At 40.9% G+C, this 20,158-nt stretch carries 31 protein-coding genes; 3 read left to right on the forward strand and 28 right to left on the reverse strand.

Translation table 11 applies throughout. The features are described 5' to 3' along the window. Positions 1 to 29: 29 nt before the first annotated feature. The 24 genes from rpmD to rpsL form a co-directional block, all read right to left on the reverse strand. Positions 30 to 209 carry a 50S ribosomal protein L30 gene (rpmD, locus tag IGI42_RS07785; protein ID WP_438715263.1) on the reverse strand — a complete coding sequence of 60 codons (180 nt, stop codon included), beginning with the start codon at positions 207 to 209 and terminating at the stop codon, positions 30 to 32. A 14-nt stretch (positions 210 to 223) separates the two neighbouring features. Further along, entirely contained in the window at positions 224 to 721 is a 498-nt protein-coding gene (gene rpsE, locus IGI42_RS07790) for a 30S ribosomal protein S5 (RefSeq protein ID WP_438715265.1), read from the reverse strand. Between the two features lie 20 nt (positions 722 to 741). After that, on the reverse strand, positions 742 to 1,098 hold the full coding sequence (gene rplR, locus IGI42_RS07795) for a 50S ribosomal protein L18 (RefSeq protein ID WP_438715266.1): 357 nt from the start codon (positions 1,096 to 1,098) through the stop codon (positions 742 to 744). A gap of 52 nt (positions 1,099 to 1,150) precedes the next feature. After that, positions 1,151 to 1,687: a 50S ribosomal protein L6 gene (gene rplF, locus IGI42_RS07800; RefSeq protein WP_438715267.1), complete on the reverse strand. Its 537-nt coding sequence runs from the start codon at positions 1,685 to 1,687 to the stop codon at positions 1,151 to 1,153. Positions 1,688 to 1,718: 31 nt separating this feature from the next. Next, positions 1,719 to 2,117: a 30S ribosomal protein S8 gene (gene rpsH, locus IGI42_RS07805; RefSeq protein WP_207672744.1), complete on the reverse strand. Its 399-nt coding sequence runs from the start codon at positions 2,115 to 2,117 to the stop codon at positions 1,719 to 1,721. A gap of 33 nt (positions 2,118 to 2,150) precedes the next feature. After that, the gene (locus IGI42_RS07810) at positions 2,151 to 2,336 is read right to left on the reverse strand and encodes a type Z 30S ribosomal protein S14 (protein ID WP_003128010.1); all 186 of its coding nucleotides are present in this window, start codon (positions 2,334 to 2,336) and stop codon (positions 2,151 to 2,153) included. Between the two features lie 18 nt (positions 2,337 to 2,354). Next, complete coding sequence (gene rplE / locus IGI42_RS07815; protein ID WP_207672743.1) at positions 2,355 to 2,894, reverse strand: 50S ribosomal protein L5; 540 nt, start codon at positions 2,892 to 2,894, stop codon at positions 2,355 to 2,357. Between the two features lie 25 nt (positions 2,895 to 2,919). Then, on the reverse strand, positions 2,920 to 3,231 hold the full coding sequence (gene rplX, locus IGI42_RS07820; protein WP_438715268.1) for a 50S ribosomal protein L24: 312 nt from the start codon (positions 3,229 to 3,231) through the stop codon (positions 2,920 to 2,922). Between the two features lie 36 nt (positions 3,232 to 3,267). Continuing rightward, positions 3,268 to 3,636, reverse strand: a complete 369-nt coding sequence (rplN, locus tag IGI42_RS07825; RefSeq protein ID WP_010756449.1) for a 50S ribosomal protein L14 — start codon at positions 3,634 to 3,636, stop codon at positions 3,268 to 3,270. Positions 3,637 to 3,861: 225 nt separating this feature from the next. Continuing rightward, positions 3,862 to 4,125: a 30S ribosomal protein S17 gene (gene rpsQ / locus IGI42_RS07830; RefSeq protein WP_438715269.1), complete on the reverse strand. Its 264-nt coding sequence runs from the start codon at positions 4,123 to 4,125 to the stop codon at positions 3,862 to 3,864. A 21-nt stretch (positions 4,126 to 4,146) separates the two neighbouring features. Further along, positions 4,147 to 4,338 (reverse strand): 50S ribosomal protein L29, encoded by a 192-nt coding sequence (gene rpmC / locus IGI42_RS07835; RefSeq protein ID WP_207672740.1) that lies wholly within the window; start codon positions 4,336 to 4,338, stop codon positions 4,147 to 4,149. After that, on the reverse strand, positions 4,328 to 4,762 hold the full coding sequence (rplP, locus tag IGI42_RS07840; protein WP_010756446.1) for a 50S ribosomal protein L16: 435 nt from the start codon (positions 4,760 to 4,762) through the stop codon (positions 4,328 to 4,330). The genes rpmC and rplP overlap by 11 nt, the downstream gene beginning before the upstream one ends. 2 nt (positions 4,763 to 4,764) lie before the next feature. After that, positions 4,765 to 5,421 (reverse strand): 30S ribosomal protein S3, encoded by a 657-nt coding sequence (gene rpsC, locus IGI42_RS07845; protein WP_438715270.1) that lies wholly within the window; start codon positions 5,419 to 5,421, stop codon positions 4,765 to 4,767. Positions 5,422 to 5,434: 13 nt separating this feature from the next. Next, a complete protein-coding gene (rplV, locus tag IGI42_RS07850) occupies positions 5,435 to 5,785 on the reverse strand; it encodes a 50S ribosomal protein L22 (protein ID WP_438715271.1) in 351 nt (116 codons plus the stop codon). A gap of 21 nt (positions 5,786 to 5,806) precedes the next feature. Continuing rightward, positions 5,807 to 6,085 (reverse strand): 30S ribosomal protein S19, encoded by a 279-nt coding sequence (rpsS, locus tag IGI42_RS07855; protein WP_438715272.1) that lies wholly within the window; start codon positions 6,083 to 6,085, stop codon positions 5,807 to 5,809. Between the two features lie 42 nt (positions 6,086 to 6,127). After that, positions 6,128 to 6,961 (reverse strand): 50S ribosomal protein L2, encoded by an 834-nt coding sequence (gene rplB / locus IGI42_RS07860; RefSeq protein ID WP_438715273.1) that lies wholly within the window; start codon positions 6,959 to 6,961, stop codon positions 6,128 to 6,130. A 38-nt stretch (positions 6,962 to 6,999) separates the two neighbouring features. Next, positions 7,000 to 7,290 carry a 50S ribosomal protein L23 gene (gene rplW, locus IGI42_RS07865; RefSeq protein WP_438715274.1) on the reverse strand — a complete coding sequence of 97 codons (291 nt, stop codon included), beginning with the start codon at positions 7,288 to 7,290 and terminating at the stop codon, positions 7,000 to 7,002. Next, complete coding sequence (rplD, locus tag IGI42_RS07870; protein ID WP_438715275.1) at positions 7,290 to 7,913, reverse strand: 50S ribosomal protein L4; 624 nt, start codon at positions 7,911 to 7,913, stop codon at positions 7,290 to 7,292. The genes rplW and rplD overlap by 1 nt, the downstream gene beginning before the upstream one ends. A gap of 27 nt (positions 7,914 to 7,940) precedes the next feature. Further along, the gene (gene rplC, locus IGI42_RS07875) at positions 7,941 to 8,570 is read right to left on the reverse strand and encodes a 50S ribosomal protein L3 (protein WP_438715276.1); all 630 of its coding nucleotides are present in this window, start codon (positions 8,568 to 8,570) and stop codon (positions 7,941 to 7,943) included. A 21-nt stretch (positions 8,571 to 8,591) separates the two neighbouring features. Further along, positions 8,592 to 8,900, reverse strand: coding sequence for a 30S ribosomal protein S10 (gene rpsJ, locus IGI42_RS07880; protein WP_010756438.1), 309 nt, complete (start codon positions 8,898 to 8,900; stop codon positions 8,592 to 8,594). A 1,007-nt stretch (positions 8,901 to 9,907) separates the two neighbouring features. Next, positions 9,908 to 11,095 carry an elongation factor Tu gene (gene tuf / locus IGI42_RS07885; RefSeq protein WP_438715277.1) on the reverse strand — a complete coding sequence of 396 codons (1,188 nt, stop codon included), beginning with the start codon at positions 11,093 to 11,095 and terminating at the stop codon, positions 9,908 to 9,910. Between the two features lie 157 nt (positions 11,096 to 11,252). After that, complete coding sequence (gene fusA / locus IGI42_RS07890) at positions 11,253 to 13,340, reverse strand: elongation factor G (protein WP_438715278.1); 2,088 nt, start codon at positions 13,338 to 13,340, stop codon at positions 11,253 to 11,255. Between the two features lie 80 nt (positions 13,341 to 13,420). Next, positions 13,421 to 13,891: a 30S ribosomal protein S7 gene (gene rpsG / locus IGI42_RS07895; protein ID WP_438715279.1), complete on the reverse strand. Its 471-nt coding sequence runs from the start codon at positions 13,889 to 13,891 to the stop codon at positions 13,421 to 13,423. A 50-nt stretch (positions 13,892 to 13,941) separates the two neighbouring features. Then, positions 13,942 to 14,355 carry a 30S ribosomal protein S12 gene (gene rpsL / locus IGI42_RS07900; protein WP_438715281.1) on the reverse strand — a complete coding sequence of 138 codons (414 nt, stop codon included), beginning with the start codon at positions 14,353 to 14,355 and terminating at the stop codon, positions 13,942 to 13,944. 346 nt (positions 14,356 to 14,701) lie between these two features. Between rpsL and rpiA the strand changes: the two genes are divergently transcribed. Together rpiA and gpmA are read left to right on the forward strand one after the other, a co-directional pair. Beyond that, a complete protein-coding gene (gene rpiA / locus IGI42_RS07905) occupies positions 14,702 to 15,382 on the forward strand; it encodes a ribose-5-phosphate isomerase RpiA (protein ID WP_438715282.1) in 681 nt (226 codons plus the stop codon). A gap of 116 nt (positions 15,383 to 15,498) precedes the next feature. Next, positions 15,499 to 16,185 carry a 2,3-diphosphoglycerate-dependent phosphoglycerate mutase gene (gpmA, locus tag IGI42_RS07910; protein ID WP_438715283.1) on the forward strand — a complete coding sequence of 229 codons (687 nt, stop codon included), beginning with the start codon at positions 15,499 to 15,501 and terminating at the stop codon, positions 16,183 to 16,185. A gap of 99 nt (positions 16,186 to 16,284) precedes the next feature. On the opposite strand, the gene udk is transcribed toward gpmA, so the two are convergent. The 4 genes from udk to IGI42_RS07930 all read right to left on the reverse strand — a co-directional run bounded on the left by udk (position 16,285) and on the right by IGI42_RS07930 (position 19,058). Next, entirely contained in the window at positions 16,285 to 16,911 is a 627-nt protein-coding gene (gene udk / locus IGI42_RS07915; RefSeq protein ID WP_438715284.1) for a uridine kinase, read from the reverse strand. A 71-nt stretch (positions 16,912 to 16,982) separates the two neighbouring features. Beyond that, the gene (locus IGI42_RS07920) at positions 16,983 to 17,666 is read right to left on the reverse strand and encodes a YjjG family noncanonical pyrimidine nucleotidase (protein WP_438715285.1); all 684 of its coding nucleotides are present in this window, start codon (positions 17,664 to 17,666) and stop codon (positions 16,983 to 16,985) included. Positions 17,667 to 17,678: 12 nt separating this feature from the next. After that, positions 17,679 to 18,395, reverse strand: coding sequence for a 16S rRNA pseudouridine(516) synthase (locus IGI42_RS07925; protein WP_438715286.1), 717 nt, complete (start codon positions 18,393 to 18,395; stop codon positions 17,679 to 17,681). A 132-nt stretch (positions 18,396 to 18,527) separates the two neighbouring features. Continuing rightward, positions 18,528 to 19,058 carry an HdeD family acid-resistance protein gene (locus IGI42_RS07930; RefSeq protein ID WP_438715287.1) on the reverse strand — a complete coding sequence of 177 codons (531 nt, stop codon included), beginning with the start codon at positions 19,056 to 19,058 and terminating at the stop codon, positions 18,528 to 18,530. A 478-nt stretch (positions 19,059 to 19,536) separates the two neighbouring features. Here IGI42_RS07930 and IGI42_RS07935 point away from each other — a divergent pair, with 478 nt between their 5' ends. After that, complete coding sequence (locus IGI42_RS07935; RefSeq protein WP_438715288.1) at positions 19,537 to 20,157, forward strand: 50S ribosomal protein L25/general stress protein Ctc; 621 nt, start codon at positions 19,537 to 19,539, stop codon at positions 20,155 to 20,157. Position 20,158: the final 1 nt, after the last annotated feature.

Raw genomic sequence — 20,158 nt, forward strand, 5'->3', positions numbered from 1 at the left:
GCACCTCCTTAACAATCTAAATCTAATTTCTAGACTTCTTCTACGTCCACTAAATGTGAAATAGTGTTAACCATACCTTTGATAGCATCGTTCGCAGGTTTTACAACCGTGCTGTTGATTTTACCTAAGCCTAGAGCTTTCACTGTATCACGTTGGTTTTGAGGACGTCCGATAACACTGCGTCTTAAAGTAATTTTTAATTCAGCCATTATTTCCGTCCTCCTTATGCTAAGTCTTCTACAGAAACGCCGCGCAATTGCGCTACTTCTTCTGCACGTTTTAATTGTTTCAAACCTTCAACAGTTGCACGAACAACGTTGATTGGTGTGTTTGAGCCTAGAGATTTAGAAGTAACATCCGCTACTCCAGCTAATTCCAAGACGGCACGAACAGGTCCACCAGCGGCAACCCCAGAACCTTCTACGGCAGGTTTCATTAAGATACGTCCGCCGCCGAATACACCAATAACTTCGTGAGGAAGAGTTGTTCCTACCATTGGTACTTCGACTAGGTTTTTCTTCGCATCTTCAATTGCTTTACGAATTGCTTCAGGTACTTCTTGTGCTTTACCGGTACCAAAGCCTACATGACCGTTTTTGTCACCGACAACAACTAGGGCTGCAAAACGCATACGACGTCCGCCTTTAACAACTTTAGTTACACGGTTAATCGCAACAACGCGGTCTTCTAATTCCAAATGTTTTGGATCGATATAAACCATGAATGGTGTTCCTCCTTTTCCTAAAATTCTAGTCCATTTTCGCGAGCTGCTTGAGCTAAAGCTGCTACACGGCCATGGTAAAGGTATCCACCACGGTCAAAGACTACTACTTTAATACCTTTTTCAGAAGCACGTTCAGCGACTAATTTGCCGACTTCTTGTGCTTGTTCAGTTTTGTTTCCACCTGAAATTTCTTTATCCAAGGTAGAGGCACTTGCTAGCGTTACACCCGCTACGTCATCAATTACTTGCGCGTAGATGTTTTTGTTAGAACGGAAAACGTTCAAGCGTGGGCACTCAGCAGTACCAGAGATTTTGCTACGTACACGCATGTGGCGCTTTTGGCGTGTTTTGTTTTTATCTGGTTTTGTAATCACAATTGTCACCTCTTAAATTAAGCTGGCCTAGGCCGCATGTAGGGCAAGCCTACTATTTACCAGTTTTACCTTCTTTACGGCGTACGTATTCGCCAACATAACGAATTCCTTTGCCTTTGTAAGGTTCTGGTGGACGAGTGCTGCGAATTTTCGCTGCAACTTCACCGACTACTTCTTTGTTTGAACCTTTAATCACTACTTGTGTGTTTGCAGGAACTTCGATTGTAATTCCTTCTGGAGCTACAATTTCAACTGGATGTGAGTAACCAACGTTTAAAACAAGTTTTGAACCTTGTAATTGCGCACGGTACCCAACCCCGATTAATTCTAATGCTTTTTGGAAACCTTCGGAAACACCAACAACCATGTTATTGAAGTTTGCACGAGTAGTTCCGTGAATAGTTTTCATTTCTTTGCTGTCATTAGGACGAGTGAATGTTACTTCGTTACCTTCGATACTCATGTTGATATCAGAAGAAAACGTACGTGTTAATTCACCTTTTGGTCCTTTTACAGTAATGTCGTTTCCTTTTTGAGTTACTTCAACTCCTGCAGGCAAAACGACGATTTTATTACCAATACGGCTCACTTAAAGACACCTCCTCATGGATTGTTTGAAATTACCAAACGTAAGCTAATACTTCGCCGCCGACGTTTTTTGCTCTTGCTTCTTTATCAGTGATAACACCGTCTGAAGTAGAGATGATTGCAATACCTAAACCGTTTAATACTTTTGGTACTTCGTCAGCTTTGACATAAGCACGCAAGCCTGGTTTAGAGATACGTTTTAGATTTGTGATAACGCGTTCGTCATTTTTTCCGTATTTAAGGAAAACACGGATCATGCCTTGTTTGTCATCTTCGATATATTCAACATCACGGATGAAACCTTCACGTTTTAAGATTTCTGCGATGTCACGTTTGATTGTTGATGCAGGTACTTCAAGTGATTCGTGTTTAACCATATTGGCGTTACGAATACGTGTTAGAAAATCTGCAATTGGATCTGTCATGACCATTGAACTGTTTACCTCCTTTATGCGAGTTGTATTTTACCAGCTAGCTTTCTTCACGCCGGGAATTTGTCCTTTATAGGCAAGTTCGCGGAAGCAAATACGGCAAAGATGAAATTTACGATAAACTGAATGTGGACGTCCGCAGCGTTCGCAACGAGTATACTCTTGTGTTGAGAACTTAGCAGGGCGTTTGTTTTTAGCAATCATTGATTTTTTAGCCAAATTTTTTCGCCTCCTTGATTATTTTTGGAATGGCATTCCAAGTTGTGTTAATAATTCGCGTGATTCTTCGTCAGAGTTAGCTGTTGTAACAACAACGATATCCATTCCGCGTACTTTATCAACTAAATCATAGTCAACTTCAGGGAAGATCAATTGTTCTTTGATACCCAAAGTGTAGTTACCGCGGCCATCGAAGGCTTTTTTACTGATTCCGTGGAAGTCACGTACACGTGGAAGAGATACAGACACTAATTTGTCTAAGAACTCATACATTCTTTCTCCACGTAGTGTTACTTTCGCACCAATCGGCATGCCTTCACGCAAACGGAATCCAGCGATTGATTTTTTAGCTTTTGTGATAATTGGTTTTTGACCAGAAATCAATGCCAATTCTTCAACTGCTTTATCCAAGTTCTTTGCGTTTGATACCGCATCACCAACACCCATGTTGATGACGATCTTGTCAACTTTAGGTACTTCCATGATTGAACTATAGTTAAATTTTTCCATCAATGATGGGGTTACTTCATTTAAATATTTTTCTCTTAGGCGGTTCATCTAATAAGATCCTCCTTTCCTGTAATTATTTATCTAAAACTTCGCCGGTTTTCTTAGAAACACGGACTTTTTTTCCGTCAACTACTTTGTAGCCAACGCGAGTTGCTTCTCCGTTTGAAGGATCAATAACCATTACATTTGAAACATGAATCGGTGCTTCAAATTCCAGAATTCCACCTTGAGCGGCAGTCTGAGAAGGTTTTTGGTGTTTTTTAACGACATTGACGCCTTCAACAACGACTTTATCTTTTTTAGGAAGGACTTCTAGAATTACGCCTTCTTTATTTTTGTCTTTACCAGAGATAACTTTTACTTTATCGCCTTTTTTAACGAACATTACTGTTGCGCACCTCCTTTGGTTGAAACTTTCCGATTATAATACTTCCGGTGCCAATGAAACGATCTTCATGAAGTTGCCTTCGCGCAATTCGCGAGCAACAGGACCGAAGATACGAGTTCCTCTTGGGCTCTTGTCATCACGAATGATAACTGCTGCGTTTTCGTCAAATTTGATATATGAACCATCGGGACGGCGAGCTCCTGTTTTCGTACGAACGATAACAGCTTTAACAACTTCACCTTTTTTGACAACCCCACCTGGCGTTGCTTGTTTAACCGTAGCAACAATCACATCACCGATATTAGCGGTTTTGCGACCAGATCCGCCGAGAACTTTAATAGTTAAAATTTCACGAGCGCCTGAGTTGTCCGCGATTTTTAAACGACTTTCTGCTTGGATCACTTGTGTATCCTCCTTTCTCAAATTCAAGGAAATAAGTTCTTAAGAAACTTATCTTATTTTCGAGACGTATACCATTTCACTAGAATACTTAGTAAAAGCGAAACTGGCATCCCTTCTCAATTTCAAGAAATAAGTTTTTGAGAAACTTAGGTTTAGTTCTTATGTCATATGCCTCTTCTATTAAGTAGGGCTGGCATTTTTAAAACAGTTGAAACTCTTGAGTGATTAGATAATCACTGATTTTTCCACGATTTCTAACAAACGGAATCGCTTAGTAGCAGATAATGGACGAGTTTCCATAATTCTCACAACATCACCCATTTTTGCTTCGTTGTTTTCGTCATGAGCTTTATATTTTTTAGAATATTTCATGCGTTTGCCATAGATTGGGTGGTTCTTTTGGGTTTCAACGACAACGGTAATTGTCTTGTCCATTTTGTCAGACACCACGCGGCCTTGGTAAACTTTACGTTGATTTCTTTCAGACATACCTGAAATGGCCTCCTTCCACTATTTTACAGTTTGTTCACGCAACACAGTTTTGATGCGTGCAATCGATTTACGTACTTCTTTAATACGTGCAGTGTTTTCTAATTGACCTGTTGCTAGTTGGAATCTAAGATTGAACAATTCTTCTTTTAATTGTTTTTCTTGATCAAGCATTTCGGCAGTGGTTAATTCTCTGATATCTTTAACCTTCATTCGATTCACCACCCATTTCCTCACGTTTAACGATCTTAGTTTTCACTGGTAATTTGTGAGAAGCAAGACGTAATGCTTCGCGGGCAACTTCTTCAGGAACACCGGCAACTTCAAACATGATTTTGCCGCGTTTAACTGGTGAAACCCAGCCTTCAGGAGCACCTTTACCAGAACCCATACGTACCCCAATAGCTTTGGCAGTATAAGATTTATGAGGGAAAATTTTAATCCATACTTTCCCACCACGTTTCATATAACGAGTCATCGCAATACGCGCTGCTTCGATTTGACGGTTTGTGATCCAGTGAGATTCTACAGCCTGTAAACCATATTCACCAAATGCTACTTCTTTTCCGCCTTTAGCTTCTCCGCGCATTTTTCCACGAAACTCACGACGGTGTTTCACACGTTTTGGTACTAACATGATTATTTCCCTCCTTTCTCAGTGTTTTTTTTAGTTGGAAGAACTTCTCCACGATAAATCCACACTTTAACTCCTAGTTTTCCGTATGTTGTGTTTGCTTCTTCCCAAGCGTAGTCGATGTCGGCACGCAATGTATGAAGAGGAACAGTTCCTTCAGAGTATCCTTCTGAACGAGCGATGTCCGCGCCATTTAGACGACCAGATACTTGAGTTTTGATTCCTTTAGCGCCAGAACGCATAGTACGTTGGATGGCTTGTTTTTGTGCGCGACGGAAAGCTACACGGTTTTCTAATTGACGTGCAATACCTTCTCCGACTAATTTTGCATCTAAATCTGGTTTTTTGATTTCTACGATGTTGATGTGAACTCGTTTACCAGTTAATTTGTTTAATTCTTTTCTTAGGCTTTCAACTTCAGATCCGCCTTTACCGATAACCATACCAGGCTTAGCTGTGTGGATTGAAATGTTCACACGGTTTGCAGCGCGTTCGATTTCAACTGTTGACACAGCGGCATCAGCAAGTTTAGTTGCGATGAACTTACGGATTCTCAAATCTTCGTGTAGAAACTCAGCATACTCTTTTTCGGCATACCATTTAGCATCCCAATCACGGATGATGCCTACACGCATTCCAATAGGATTAACTTTTTGTCCCACTGATTATCCCTCCTTATTTTTCTGATACCACTACGGTAATGTGACTTGTACGTTTGTTAATTGGTGAAGCTGATCCTTTTGCACGTGGACGGAAACGTTTCATTGTAGGTCCTTCGTTAACAAAAGCTTCAGAAACAACCAAAGTTTCAACGTCTAAGTCATAGTTGTTTTCTGCGTTAGCAACTGCTGACATTAAAACTTTTTCAATTATACCAGCAGATTTGTTTGGTGTGAACTTTAAAATTGAAATTGCTTCTGCTACGCTTTTTCCTCTGATAAGATCGATTACTAAACGTGCTTTACGAGGAGACGTGCGAACTGTTTTTGCAGTTGCTTTAGCTGATGTGATTTGTTGTTCTGCCATGATGATATCCTCCCCTCAAAATTAACGTCTTGTTTTCTTATCATCGGCTCCGTGGCCACGATAAGTTCTAGTTGGTGCAAATTCACCCAATTTATGTCCTACCATATCTTCTTGGATGTAAACTGGTACATGTTTACGTCCGTCATAAACAGCAATTGTAAATCCTACGAAATTAGGAAAAATTGTTGAACGACGAGACCAAGTTTTAATGACTTTTTTCTTTTCAGCGCCTTGTTGTGCTTCGACCTTTTTCATCAAATGTTCATCTGCGAAAGGTCCTTTTTTCAAACTACGACCCATGGTGTACCTCCTCTCAAAATGTGCGACACATGGTCAATGATACTATTTATTCTTACGACGACGTACGATAAGTTTGTCTGATGCAGCTTTTTTGTTACGAGTTTTGTAACCCAATGCAGGTTGTCCCCATGGAGATACTGGAGCTTTACGTCCGATAGGAGCTTTACCTTCACCACCACCGTGTGGGTGATCGTTAGGGTTCATTACGCTACCACGTACAGTTGGGCGTTTACGCATCCAACGAGAACGGCCAGCTTTACCGATGTTGATCAATTCATGTTGTTCGTTACCAACAGAACCAATAGTTGCACGGCATGCTGCTAAGATCATACGAACTTCGCCTGAGTTCAAACGAACTAATACGTATTTTCCTTCTTTACCAAGTACTTGAGCACTTGTACCAGCTGAACGGATTAATTGTCCGCCTTTGCCAGGTTTCATTTCGATGTTATGAACCACAGTACCCACTGGAATGTTTTCTAGAGGTAAAGTGTTTCCGATTTTGATATCAGCATTTGATCCAGAAACGATAGTCATGCCAACTTCTAAGCCTTTAGGTGCTAAGATGTAAGCTTTCACTCCGTCTGTATAATGAACCAATGCGATGTTTGCTGAACGGTTTGGATCGTATTCGATCGTTTTAACAGTTGCAACTACATCATCTTTATTACGTTTAAAGTCGATGACACGGTATTGGCGTTTATGTCCGCCACCTTGATGACGTACAGTAATGCGACCGTTGTTGTTACGACCGGCATGGTTTTTTAATGGCTCTAACAATGTTTTTTCTGGCGTGCTAGTTGTAATCTCAGCGAAGTCAGAACTTGTCATGTTACGACGGCCATTTGTGGTAGGTTTGTACTTTTTAATCGCCACGTCTGTTTCCCTCCTATATTAATCGCTATTTCTTGTGCTTATTCAGCAGCGTCGAAAATTTGGATTTCTTTTGAATCTTCTGTTAACGTCACGATTGCTTTACGACGTTTTTTAGTGAAACCAGTGTATTTACCCATACGTTTCGCTTTTGGTTTAGCATTTAGAATGTTTACGTTTTTTACTTTAACGTCAAACGCAGCTTCAACAGCTTGTTTAACTAAAGTTTTGTTCGCGCGAGTGTCTACTTCGAAAGTGTATTTCTTTTCGTCCATTTTCAAGACAGCTTTTTCAGTGATCACAGGGCGTTTGATTACGTCTAGTAATTCCATTATGCAAGCACCTCCTCAATTTGGTTAAGAGCAGTTTGCGTTGCTAAGATTTTTTCGTTAGCGACTACATCAAGTACAGTAACGTTTGATGAAGTAGTAACAGTAACGTTTGGCAAGTTACGTGCTGAACGTTCAGCAGCTTCATTACCTGCTTCTAAAACAACCAATACTTTTGAGTCAATTGACAAGTTACTTAAAACTTGTTTGAATTCTTTTGTTTTTGGTGCATCAAAGCTTAAAGCTTCAACAGCAACCAAGTTATTTCCGGCAACTTTTTCTGATAAAACAGATTTGATTGCTAAGCGACGAACTTTTTTAGGAAGTTTGTAGCTGTATGAACGTGGTGTAGGTCCGAAGACAACGCCACCTCCACGCCATTGTGGTGAACGGATTGAACCTTGACGGGCACGACCAGTACCTTTTTGACGCCATGGTTTGCGGCCACCGCCACGAACAGCGCTACGATTTTTAACAGCGTGTGTTCCTTGTCTTAATGAAGCGCGTTGCATGATAATTGCATCAAACACAACACTTTCATTTGGTTCGATTCCGAAGATTTCTTCGTTTAAAGTGATTTCACCATTTTGAGTTCCATCTTGTTTAAATAATGCTACATTCGGCATTCCTTAGTTCCTCCTTTCCTATAACAATTATTTAGCTTTTACAGCTGCTTTGATTGTAATTAATGATTTTTTAGCGCCTGGTACGTTACCTTTAACTAAGATAACATTGCGTTCAACGTCAACACGTACAACTTCAAGGTTTTGAATTGTTACGCGATTGCCGCCCATACGTCCAGCCAATTTTTTATTTTTAAATACACGGTTCGGTGCAACAGGACCCATAGATCCAGGACGACGGTGGTAACGAGATCCGTGAGCCATTGGGCCGCGGCTTTGTCCGTGACGTTTGATAACGCCTTGGAATCCTTTACCTTTAGTCGTTCCGGTTACATCAATGATGTCTCCAGCTTGGAAAGTATCAACTTTCACTTCTTGTCCTACTTCATAGTCTCCTAGCTCAACATCTTTGAATTCTCGAATGAAGCGCTTAGGAGCCGTGTTTGCTTTTGCAACATGACCTTTCGCAGGTTTGTTAGACAAAACTTCACGTTTATCTTGGTAACCTAATTGAACTGCTTCGTAACCGTCGTTTTCTAATGTTTTCACTTGCAAAACAACGTTTGGTGTTGCTTCGACAACAGTTACTGGAATTAATTCACCAGACTCTGTGAAGATTTGAGTCATTCCCACTTTTTTCCCTAAGATTCCTTTGGTCATGATTACACCTCCATCTTTTTATTATAGTTTGATTTCAATATTTACACCGCTTGGTAAGTCTAGCTTCATTAAAGCATCAACTGTTTTTGGTGTAGGGTTCACAATGTCGATTAGACGTTTGTGTGTACGCATTTCGAATTGTTCGCGTGAATCTTTGTATTTATGAGTCGCACGGATTACTGTGTAAAGACTGCGTTCTGTTGGTAATGGAATTGGACCAGATACACTAGCTCCAGTTCTCTTTGCAGTTTCAACGATTTTATCCGCTGATTGATCTAAAATACCATGTTCATACGCTTTTAAACGGATACGAATTTTTTGTTTTGCCATCTTGTTCCCTCCTTCGCCTATTTTAAAAGTAGACATAGCTCCACGAAAATTTTCCGTCACGCCTGTTCGTGGCAAAGCGTCCGGGCGTGTCGCAACCTCTCGTTTCAAAGCCGGAAGATTCAAATTAGAACCCCCCAGTGCACTCACACTCCTGTGAACAGCACCTTTATGATTATATTACATTAGAACAGCCATTGCAAGGATTTTCTAAATAAAAATCCCGTTAATTCGCTAGTTTTCAGAAATTTTTTCAAAACGTGAAAATAAGTCTGCCTATCACTACCCATATATAATAGTAGAAACTCGACTTTTTTATATGACTTGGATCGGAGAAAGGCCGTCAGATCAACTACAGCGACCACTGTGGAACTGACAACTAGCGTGCTAAATAGTACGAGTCCTATATTGAGCTGTTAACCAGCAAACTTATTTCTATCAAAACAAACTGCAAAAAGCACGAATGGCAGCTAACTCGTATTCAAGGAAACATTTTTCGAAGTTCGCGAAAAATGTTTTATCCTCGTACGTCTATCATTCCACTAGACAACACGAAGCATTGTTGGCTGGTCGTTTGTTAGGTTTTTTTCTTACCATACATACTACGAAAAGTGGAACTGACAACTAGCTCATTTTGAGGAATTTATTTTTCCAAGACCGGGAAAAATAAGCCTGATCTTCGTACGCATACCATCGTGCTAAATAGTACGAGTCCTATATTGAGCTGTTAACCAGCAAACTTATTTCTATCAAAACAAACTGCAAAAAGCACGAATGGCAGCTAACTCGTATTCAAGGAAACATTTTTCAAAGTTCGCAAAAAATGTTTTATCCTCGTACGTCTATCATTCCACTAGACAACACGAAGCATTGTTGGCTGGTCGTTTGTTAGGTTTTTTCTTACCATACATACTACGAAAAGTGGAACTGACAAAAAAAGAGCCGCTAGAAAGCGACCCTTTACGTCCGAGTATAGGTAATGCATGTATAAAAAGTTTTGTAAGTTCGAATTAAGCGTTGATTGCTGAAACGACGCCGGCACCAACTGTACGTCCGCCTTCGCGGATTGAGAATTTAGTACCGTTTTCGATAGCGATTGGGTGGATTAATTCCACTTCCATTGCTACGTTATCGCCAGGCATAACCATTTCAGTTCCTTCTGGCAATTCAACTACACCAGTTACGTCAGTTGTACGGAAGTAGAACTGAGGACGGTAGTTAGTGAAGAATGGAGTATGACGTCCGCCTTCTTCTTTTGATAAAACGTAAACTTCAGCAGAGAATTTTGTATGTGGAGTGATAGTACCTGGTTTAGATAATACTTGTCCACGTTGGATATCTTCACGTGCTACACCACGTAGCAATGCGCCGATGTTGTCGCCAGCTTCAGCGTAATCCAACAATTTACGGAACATTTCAACACCAGTAACAGTTGTTTTCGCAGTTTCTTCAGCGATACCAACGATTTCAACTTCGTCACCAACGCGTACTTGTCCACGTTCAACACGGCCAGTAGCAACTGTTCCGCGACCAGTGATAGAGAATACATCTTCGACTGGCATCATGAATGGTTTGTCAGTGTCACGTTCTGGAGTTGGGATGTAAGAATCAACTTCTGCCATCAATTCAACGATTTTTTCTTCGTAAGCAGCGTCGCCTTCCAAAGCTTTCAAAGCTGAACCAGCGATAACTGGAGTGTCGTCGCCTGGGAAATCGTAGTCTGTTAATAGGTCACGAACTTCCATTTCAACTAATTCTAGTAATTCTTCGTCATCAACCATATCAACTTTGTTTAAGAAAACAACGATGTAAGGTACGCCAACTTGGCGAGACAATAGAATGTGTTCACGAGTTTGAGGCATAGGGCCATCAGCAGCAGATACTACTAAGATAGCTCCGTCCATTTGTGCAGCACCGGTGATCATGTTTTTAACATAGTCCGCGTGTCCTGGGCAGTCAACGTGAGCGTAGTGACGGTTAGCTGTTTCGTACTCAACGTGAGCAGTATTGATTGTGATTCCACGTTCGCGTTCTTCTGGAGCACCATCGATTTGTGCGTAATCCATAGCAGTCGCGCCGCCAGTTTTAGCAAGTACAGTTGTAATTGCAGCAGTTAAAGTAGTTTTACCATGGTCAACGTGTCCGATAGTACCAATGTTTACATGGGGTTTTGAACGGTCAAATTTTTCTTTAGCCATTTAAATATGTTCCTCCTGAGTGAGTTGTTTTTTATCTGATAGGTCCACGGTACGCTTGCACCGTGAGCCCATATCATCGCTATTATTTTAGCTGAATTGTTACCAAAAATACAGTTCTTTTAGGAAAACAACTGTATTTTACCCGAGAATTTAAAAATTACTCAGATTTTCCGCCGTTTTTCTTAATAATTTCTTCTTGAACTGCTTTTGGAACAGCTTCATAGTGGTCAAATGTCATAGTGAAGACACCGCGACCTTGTGTTGCTGAACGTAGAGTGGTTGCATAACCAAACATTTCAGCCAATGGAACCATTGCACGAACAACTTGTATGCCGCCGGCACGAGCATCCATTCCTTCTACGCGACCACGACGTGCAGTCACGTGACCCATAATATCACCTAAGTAATCTTCTGGGATAACAACTTCAATTGCCATAATCGGTTCAAGGATCGCTGGATCAGCTTTCTTCGCAGCTGCACGTAATGCCATAGAAGCGGCAACACGGAAGGCTGTTTCATTTGAATCGACATCATGGTAAGATCCATCGTAAAGTTTTGCTTTAATGTCAACCATAGGGTAACCGGCTAATACACCGTTGTCCATTGATGCTTTCAAACCTGCTTCAACAGCTGGAATGTATTCACGAGGGACAACCCCACCGACGATTGCATTTTCAAATTCAAAGCCTGCGCCTTCTTCGTTTGGTTCGAATTCGATCCATACGTGACCGTATTGACCTTTACCACCAGACTGACGTACGAACTTACCTTCTGCTTGAGTACCTTTACGGAATGTTTCACGGTAAGATACTTGAGGAGCTCCAACGCTTGCTTCAACTTTGAATTCGCGACGCATACGGTCAACGATAATGTCTAAGTGAAGTTCACCCATACCAGCGATGATTGTTTCGCCTGTTTCCACGTCTGTTTCAGCGCGGAAGGTAGGATCTTCTTCAGATAGTTTTTGCAAGGCAACACCCATTTTATCTTGGTCTGCTTTTGATTTAGGCTCAATCGCAACTTGGATAACTGGTTCTGGGAATTCCATTGACTCAAGGATAACTGGTGATTTTTCAGCACACAATGTATCCCCGGTAGTTGTATCTTTCAAACCAACTGCAGCAGCGATATCTCCAGCGTAAACTTCAGAGATTTCAGAACGTGAGTTAGCGTGCATCTGTAAGATACGGCCAACACGTTCACGTTTGCCTTTAGTTGCGTTTTGTACATATGAACCTGATTGTAAGACACCAGAGTACACACGGAAGAAAGTTAGACGACCAACGAATGGGTCTGTCATTACTTTAAATGCTAATGCAGCAAATGGAGCGCTGTCGTCAGCTGGACGTTCTTCTTCTTCTTCAGTCTTAGGATTGATTCCTTTAATTGCAGGAATATCCAATGGTGAAGGCAAGTAGTCAAGAACGGCATCCAACAATAATTGAACCCCTTTGTTTTTGAAGGCTGAACCACATAGAACTGGATAGAATTCAACGTTAACTGTTGCTTTACGGATTCCTTCTTTCAATTCTGCTTCAGTGATTTCTTCACCTTCAAGATACTTCATCGTCAATTCTTCATCAGTTTCAGCAACAGCTTCAACTAATTTTTCATGCCATTCTTGAGCTAATTCTTGATACTCTTCAGGAATGTCAGTTTCTTCGATTTCAGTACCTAAGTCATTTGCATAGATTTCAGCTTTCATCTTCACAAGGTCGATGATACCAGTGAAATCATCTTCCGCACCAATTGGTAATTGGATTGGATGAGCATTTGCGTTCAAACGGTCATGCAAAGTTTCTACAGAATATAAGAAGTCTGCACCGATTTTATCCATTTTGTTAGCAAATACGATACGTGGCACACCATAAGTAGTTGCTTGACGCCATACGGTTTCAGTTTGAGGTTCAACCCCAGATTGAGCATCCAGTACAGTTACAGCACCATCTAGTACACGTAATGAACGTTCAACTTCTACAGTGAAGTCCACGTGTCCTGGTGTGTCAATGATATTGATACGATGACCTTTCCATGCAGCGGTAGTCGCAGCTGAAGTGATAGTGATACCACGTTCTTGTTCCTGTTCCATCCAGTCCATTTGTGAAGCTCCTTCATGAGTTTCACCAATCTTGTGGATTCTACCAGTGTAATACAAGATACGTTCAGTTGCAGTCGTTTTACCAGCATCGATGTGGGCCATGATACCAATGTTACGAGTGTTGTCTAGAGAAAATTCTCTTGGCATTTCTTCTGTTTCTCCTCTCTTAAATCAAATTAAGCGTACGAATATCTTTCTGCTGACAGTTGTCAAATGCAGAGAGGATTTTACCAACGATAATGAGCAAAAGCACGGTTGGCTTCAGCCATTTTGTGAGTATCTTCGCGTTTTTTCACAGAAGCTCCAGTGTTGTTAGCAGCGTCCATGATTTCTTTTGCTAAGCGGTCTTCCATTGTATGTTCTCCGCGAGAACGTGCATAGTTAACAACCCAACGTAAACCAAGTGTTGTACGACGTTCTGGACGTACTTCAACTGGTACTTGGTAGTTAGAACCACCGACACGGCGAGCTTTAACTTCCAATACAGGCATAATATTTTCCATTGCTTGTTCAAAAACTTCCAATGGGTCATTTCCTGTTGATTCTTTGATTGTATCAAATGCGTTATAAACGATATTTGAAGCAATCCCACGTTTACCGTCAACCATTACACGGTTGATTAAACGAGTTACTAGCTTTGAGTTATACATAGGATCTGGTAAAACATCGCGTTTTATAGCAGCACCCTTACGAGTCATGCGTAACTCCTCCTTCCGAAAATATGTCTTTTCTTTTATCTAGTTCGTTATTAAGCTTTAGGTCTCTTAGTACCGTATTTAGAACGGCTTTGTTTACGATCATTAACGCCGGCTGTATCTAGCGCGCCACGAACGATGTGGTAACGTACCCCTGGTAAGTCTTTTACACGTCCACCACGCAATAACACAACGCTGTGTTCTTGCAAGTTATGGCCGATACCTGGGATATATGCTGTTACTTCGATCAAGTTAGACAAACGAACACGGGCATATTTACGTAATGCAGAGTTAGGTTTCTTAGGTGTCATAGTACCCACACGTGTGCATACCCCACGTTTTTGTGGAGAGTTAACGTCTGTTTGAACCTTTTTAAAGCTGTTATATCCTTTATTCAATGCAGGTGAACCTGATTTTTCCACCTTTGATTTACGAGGTTTACGTACTAATTGATTAATTGTAGGCATTCCTTGTTTCCTCCTTCCTCGATTCGCTTTCTAGTACCACACATCCTGGTGGTTCTTTTTCGGCGATAAAAAATAATGCACTCTATGCATTCTTTATCAAGCGTACCTTGACACAGTCAGCACGTCTCACTTGAGAGACCTGTTCACAAAGCACCTCAGATAGCATATCATGGTTGGTTTTACCTGTCAACAGTCAGTTGGAAGTTTTTTCAGATATTTTCATTCGCTTAAACTTTCTTTATTTAATAGGAAGAACGCTTTTTGGTCTTTTTTACTCAAAAGAACTATCTTTTTTTAGTGGTTCCGATTACAATAGAAGTAACTTAAACGAAGGTGGGATTTTTCGATGAATCTAAAGGAATTAGTGGGCATTGAGGTCGCGAAATACGTAAAAGATGGGATGGTTGTTGGATTAGGTACGGGATCAACTGCTTATTACATGGTAAAAGAAGTTGGACGCCGCATGAAAGAAGAAGGACTTAAGGTTACCGGCGTAGTCACTTCTTCAGCAACAGAAAAACAAGCAAAAGAATTAGGCATCCCTTTAAAAGCAATTGACGAAGTAGATCATGTAGATTTGACAATCGATGGTGCAGATGAAATCAGCAGCGACTTCCAAGGAATTAAAGGGGGCGGGGCAGCTCTATTGTTTGAAAAAGTTGTCGCAACTTATTCAGATGAATGCATCTGGATCGTAGATGAAAGTAAAATGGTGGATAAATTAGGAAACTTCCCGCTACCAGTTGAAGTTGTTCCATTTGGCAGCCATAACATTTTCCGCTTATTTGAAGAAAAAGGCTACAATCCAAAATGGCGCAAAACAGCAGAAGGCGAGTTACTAGTAACAGATGGCGGTCACTATATCATTGACTTGGCATTAGAAGTAATCGAAGATCCGAAAGCGCTGGCTGATGAGCTGGATCGTTATGTAGGCGTCGTAGAACATGGATTGTTTATCGATATGATTTCACGGGTTGTTGTCGGTACACCCGATGGACCAAAAGAACTAATTGTACCTGGTAAATAGGCTCCTTTCTTTAAATTCCGCTTCTATTAAACGAAAACGATGGAAAAAACACTGAAAACATTGTACAATGAATCAGGAATTGAAAATTTCAGAAATGGACTAAAGGAGAGAATATTATGCCAAAATTAGTTTTTTCTCGTCACGGACTAAGCGAATGGAACAAATTGAATCAATTTACTGGATGGGCAGACGTTGATTTAGCTCCAGAAGGTGTCGAAGAAGCAAAAGAAGGCGGACGTAAAATCAAAGAAGCTGGAATCGAATTTGACGTTGCTTACACTTCTGTCTTGACTCGTGCCATCAAAACTTGTAACTACATTTTAGAAGAATCTGACCAACTTTGGGTACCAACTGTTAAATCTTGGCGCTTAAACGAACGTCACTATGGTAAATTACAAGGCTTAAACAAAAAAGAAACTGCTGAAAAATACGGTGACGAACAAGTACACATCTGGCGTCGTTCATACGATGTATTGCCTCCATTAATGGAAGCAACTGACGAAGGTTCAGCTGCACAAGAACGTCGTTATGCAATGTTAGACCCTCGCGACATCCCTGGTGGCGAAAACTTGAAAGTTACGTTAGAACGCGCACTTCCTTTCTGGCAAGACGAAATTGCTCCTGCTTTGAAAGACAACAAAACTGTTTTAGTAGCCGCTCATGGTAATTCATTACGTGCATTGGCTAAACATATTGAAGGTATTTCTGATGAAGATATCATGGACTTAGAAATCCCAACAGGTCAACCACTTGTTTATGAATTGAATGACGACTTAACAGTAGCGAAAAAATACTACTTATAAGAATAGCAATACCGCTGAAACAAGAAGTTTCAGCGGTATTTTTTATGCTCTAATAAAAAAAGCAGACATCCCTTTGAAGAGTCTGCCTGCTGCAATAATCTATTCGTGATTTAAAAAGAAGGACACCTTAGTAGTTAAGAGATCTATCGCCACGTGGTTTTCGCCGCCTTCTGGCACAATAACATCAGCATAGCGTTTGGTTGGCTCGATAAATTGGTGATACATCGGTTTTACCACTGACAAATACTGTTCGATAACCGAGTCCAAGGTACGGCCCCGTTCTTCCATATCCCGTTTGATCCGGCGAATAATCCGAATATCGTCATCGGTATCTACATAAATTTTGATATCCATTAAATCTCGCAGGCGTTCGTCTTCTAAAATCAGAATACCTTCTAAGATGATGACTTCTTTAGGCTCCTGCACCACCACCGCTGTGCTGCGGGTATGGGCCACGTAATCATAAACTGGCTTTTCAATCGCCTCAAAATTCAACAATTTTTGCACGTGTTCAATCAATAGATCGGTATCAAAAGCGAAAGGATGGTCATAGTTGGTTTCCAACCGTTCCTCGAAGCTTAAATTACTTTGATCTTTATAATAAGAATCCTGCTCCAGCATCATAATTGAATGATCGGGAAAATTATTGTAAATCGCCCGGCTGACGCTGGTTTTTCCACTACCGGAACCACCTGTTACACCAATGATAATTGGCTTACTTTTCATGAAATACAACCTCTTTCGTGTCTTTTGCTACACCTATTATAGCGAAAATCAAGGTAATTACTATTGCTTTATCAAAATTCTTGCAAAATCTTGTAAAGATCGGTTAATTGTTTGATTTGATACGTTGGCTGAATAATATCTGCTGGCTTGTTGTGGGGATTCATCCACACCGTGTCGATGCCAGCAACCTGACCGCCCTTAATATCTGAAGTCAATGAATCACCAATAATCACTGTTTCTTCCTTATTAATAGAAGGAATTTCAGCAAAAACAATATCAAAATATTCCTTCATCGGCTTATGTACACCCATCTCTTCAGAAATGAAAAATTTCTTGAAGTAAGGAGCAAGGCCAGATTGTTCCAATCGTTGATGCTGGGTTGCTGCCACACCATTAGTTACTACATACAAATCTTTGCTTTGACTTAATCGCTGCACAACCTCAAGTCCATCTTTTATTAATGTATGGCCTTGGTTCAGATAATAGCGGTAGCGTTCCTCGGTCGCAGGACCATCCACTGTTTTACCGAAGTCGGCAAAAAAGATACTAAAACGCTTATTCAGCAAGTCTTGTCTTGAAAGCCGGCCTTGCTCATGCTCACGCCAAAAGCTGCGGTTCATTTCTTTATAGGCATCCTTTACCTCTTCATCTAGCGGCACACCCATTTCAGTAAAGAGCTTGTTCAAGGCTTGCTCTTCCGCATCTTGAAAATCCAACAAGGTATCATCAATATCAAACAATAACGTATTGTACATGCATTTTTCCTTCTATCTAAAGTATTTTTTTAACTGCTGTAATTCACTTTGGGTCAAAGAGCGGTAAGCGCCTGCGGCAAGTTCAGGCGGCAAGCGCAAAGGTCCCATTGACAAGCGCTCTAGCTCAACCACTTTTTTCCCGCAAGCTAAGAACATTTTCTTCACTTGATGAAACTTGCCTTCTTGAATAGTTAATTCCACTTCAGAAGCCGTGGGACTGGTCGAAATTATTTTTAAGTCGGCTGGTTGGCAAACAATGCCCCAGTGGAAAACAATGCCGTCAGCAAATGCAGCTACATCTTGCTGGGTTACCTCTTCCTTCACGATAGCGCGATAGGTCTTATGAACTTTTTGCTTTGGTTGCAGTAAATCATAGCCTAACTGGCCATTATCGGTCAGTAAAAGCAAACCGGTAGTATCACGATCCAAACGCCCCACCGGGTATAACTCTTTCCGTCGATCCGCTTCTTCAATTAGTTCCAGAACCGTTTGACACCGCGCATCTTGCTTTGCGGTCACTGCGCCGCGAGGTTTATTCAGTAAATAGTATACGTGCTCGGTAAACAGTTGCTGGCCGTCCACCACAATCTGATGCAACTGACTATCCACATTGCGCTGCGGATTCATTTCTACTATATCATCTATCCGTACCCGTTTCATGAGGAATAGGCGCTTCATTTCTTTACGAGTCGTCTGCAAACGAGTCTCGATTAATTTATCTAAACGCACACTGAAAACTCCTTTAACTTGTCGGATACATTATACTGGATTCCAGAATGAATGCAATCACTAGAACAAGCAGTTGTCGGAAGTAAAAAAAATACAGACCCTCTTCAATCAGAGAATCTGTGTCTTTGGTATTTAACGAAACGCATAGATGATTTCGGTAATTCCCACTAACATGAAATAAGCACCTACTAAAAAGCTTAGTGTCAACACAGAAGATAGTGGATTGAACAATAAATAAATTCCCAGTAAAATCCCAATGATGTTGACTACTACAGTGAACCAATAGTACCCATTACTGAAGGTGCGGGCACTGCCAGCTGTCAGCAAGCCTAAAATGGAATCGAATAAGAACCAAAAGGCAAAAAGAAATGGCAAAGTAATCACACCAGCACCAATGTTAAATAGTAGGAAAACCCCGATAATGATATCAATAACCCCAATGACAATCGGCATCTTGCTTTGATAACCCGTCAACTCTTTGACTCTGTTTCGTACAAAGATTTCAAATAGACCTTTAATGATAGCGAAAGCGCCAATAACAATAACGATCGCTACCAGATTTCCAATTGGGTCTTGAAATGATAGTAAAGCAACGATAATAAATAGAATGCCTAAGATAAGCGAGCTCCAATTGAACCCTCGTTTCGGTTGTTGTGTGTCCATTCGTTATTCCTCCTCTCCTTAAAACCGTAGCACAAGTTCAAATTCTCGTCAGTTTTCCTGCTTTGAAAATGGTTTTACTAAGAAAAGCTTCACAAACGCGTTCAGCTTTGTCGTACTAGGATCACGTTACTATTGCTGTAACTAGACTTACAATTATGAAAAGCTGCTACTTTCCAATAGTTTAAAATGAACCTTAGTCTTTTCATTTAAAATCGCTTTTCCTTGCAATTTGATAAAAAAAGCGTTAGTCTTTAATTAGATCGTAAATTTCTGCGGTCTGCTAAGTGAATCAAAGGTTTCTCATACACAGCGTAATGACCTGGTAGAGAAAGTTGAACCTAGACTTTTTTTAGACAGTTGCGCGTGCGACTGTCTTTTTGCGTAATTTCGCAAAACCATCGTGCTGAGAATAACCCGTCACTTTAAGAGATCTGGCTGGAAACCAGCAGTCAGTGACATTTTAAGGAGGAATTTGGTTATGGCAGTATCATTGAAAGTAGAAGAAAGAGCAACTCGTCCCCGTTCCCTACGCAACAAGCTACGTCACGAAGGCAAAATCCCTGGTATCGTTTATGGATACCAAGTAGAAAGCACACCTATTTCAGTGGATGACCGCGAATTGATGCGTCTATTACGGGAAAATGGAGCAAACACCGTCTTCACAATGGATTTGAATGGTAAAAAAGTAAATACTTTGCTTCATGATTACCAATCTGAAACATTTACGCGCGAATTAACCCACGTTGAATTCTTGTCAGTAGATATGGCAGAAACAACTGAAGTAGAAACTGAAATTGTGTTAGTCGGCGAAGCAGCTGGTGTAAAAGCTGGTGGTACTTTGGCACAAACATTGTACAACATGGTCGTTTCAGCAACTCCAGACAAATTGCCTGAAAACGTTGAAGTGGACATCACTGACTTGCAAATTGGCCAATCAATCACTGTTGGTGACTTGGCTGCCCATGCAGACTACACCATTATCACTGATGCTGACGAACAAGTAGCGGCGATCCAAGGCGCTCAAGAAGAATCAGCTGAACTTGAAGTACCTGGTGAAGCAGCAGAACCTGAAGTTATTGGTGAAACTGACGCTGAATAAG

The sequence above is a fragment of the Enterococcus sp. AZ109 genome (assembly GCF_051714625.1).
In the GTDB taxonomy this organism is placed as follows: domain Bacteria; phylum Bacillota; class Bacilli; order Lactobacillales; family Enterococcaceae; genus Enterococcus_A.

Excerpts from the sequence above, each read along its gene's own strand:
- rpsE (WP_438715265.1), bottom strand. The coding sequence starts at position 721 with ATGGTTTATATCGATCCAAAACATTTGGAATTAGAAGACCGCGTTGTT.
- gpmA (WP_438715283.1), top strand. The coding sequence starts at position 15,499 with ATGCCAAAATTAGTTTTTTCTCGTCACGGACTAAGCGAATGGAACAAA.
- rplX (WP_438715268.1), bottom strand. The coding sequence starts at position 3,231 with ATGTTCGTTAAAAAAGGCGATAAAGTAAAAGTTATCTCTGGTAAAGAC.
- rplP (WP_010756446.1), bottom strand. The coding sequence starts at position 4,762 with ATGTTAGTACCAAAACGTGTGAAACACCGTCGTGAGTTTCGTGGAAAA.
- udk (WP_438715284.1), bottom strand. The coding sequence starts at position 16,911 with ATGAAAAGTAAGCCAATTATCATTGGTGTAACAGGTGGTTCCGGTAGT.
- rpsQ (WP_438715269.1), bottom strand. The coding sequence starts at position 4,125 with ATGTCTGAAAGAAATCAACGTAAAGTTTACCAAGGCCGCGTGGTGTCT.
- rpmC (WP_207672740.1), bottom strand. The coding sequence starts at position 4,338 with ATGAAGGTTAAAGATATCAGAGAATTAACCACTGCCGAAATGCTTGAT.
- rpsL (WP_438715281.1), bottom strand. The coding sequence starts at position 14,355 with ATGCCTACAATTAATCAATTAGTACGTAAACCTCGTAAATCAAAGGTG.
- rplD (WP_438715275.1), bottom strand. The coding sequence starts at position 7,913 with ATGCCGAATGTAGCATTATTTAAACAAGATGGAACTCAAAATGGTGAA.
- rpiA (WP_438715282.1), top strand. The coding sequence starts at position 14,702 with ATGAATCTAAAGGAATTAGTGGGCATTGAGGTCGCGAAATACGTAAAA.
- rpsJ (WP_010756438.1), bottom strand. The coding sequence starts at position 8,900 with ATGGCAAAACAAAAAATTCGTATCCGTTTAAAAGCGTATGAACATGGT.
- rplC (WP_438715276.1), bottom strand. The coding sequence starts at position 8,570 with ATGACCAAAGGAATCTTAGGGAAAAAAGTGGGAATGACTCAAATCTTC.
- IGI42_RS07920 (WP_438715285.1), bottom strand. The coding sequence starts at position 17,666 with ATGTACAATACGTTATTGTTTGATATTGATGATACCTTGTTGGATTTT.
- IGI42_RS07930 (WP_438715287.1), bottom strand. The coding sequence starts at position 19,058 with ATGGACACACAACAACCGAAACGAGGGTTCAATTGGAGCTCGCTTATC.
- rpsH (WP_207672744.1), bottom strand. The coding sequence starts at position 2,117 with ATGGTCATGACAGATCCAATTGCAGATTTTCTAACACGTATTCGTAAC.
- rplV (WP_438715271.1), bottom strand. The coding sequence starts at position 5,785 with ATGGCAGAACAACAAATCACATCAGCTAAAGCAACTGCAAAAACAGTT.
- rplE (WP_207672743.1), bottom strand. The coding sequence starts at position 2,894 with ATGAACCGCCTAAGAGAAAAATATTTAAATGAAGTAACCCCATCATTG.
- fusA (WP_438715278.1), bottom strand. The coding sequence starts at position 13,340 with ATGCCAAGAGAATTTTCTCTAGACAACACTCGTAACATTGGTATCATG.
- tuf (WP_438715277.1), bottom strand. The coding sequence starts at position 11,095 with ATGGCTAAAGAAAAATTTGACCGTTCAAAACCCCATGTAAACATTGGT.
- IGI42_RS07935 (WP_438715288.1), top strand. The coding sequence starts at position 19,537 with ATGGCAGTATCATTGAAAGTAGAAGAAAGAGCAACTCGTCCCCGTTCC.
- rpmD (WP_438715263.1), bottom strand. The coding sequence starts at position 209 with ATGGCTGAATTAAAAATTACTTTAAGACGCAGTGTTATCGGACGTCCT.
- rpsG (WP_438715279.1), bottom strand. The coding sequence starts at position 13,891 with ATGACTCGTAAGGGTGCTGCTATAAAACGCGATGTTTTACCAGATCCT.
- rpsS (WP_438715272.1), bottom strand. The coding sequence starts at position 6,085 with ATGGGTCGTAGTTTGAAAAAAGGACCTTTCGCAGATGAACATTTGATG.
- rplW (WP_438715274.1), bottom strand. The coding sequence starts at position 7,290 with ATGGAATTACTAGACGTAATCAAACGCCCTGTGATCACTGAAAAAGCT.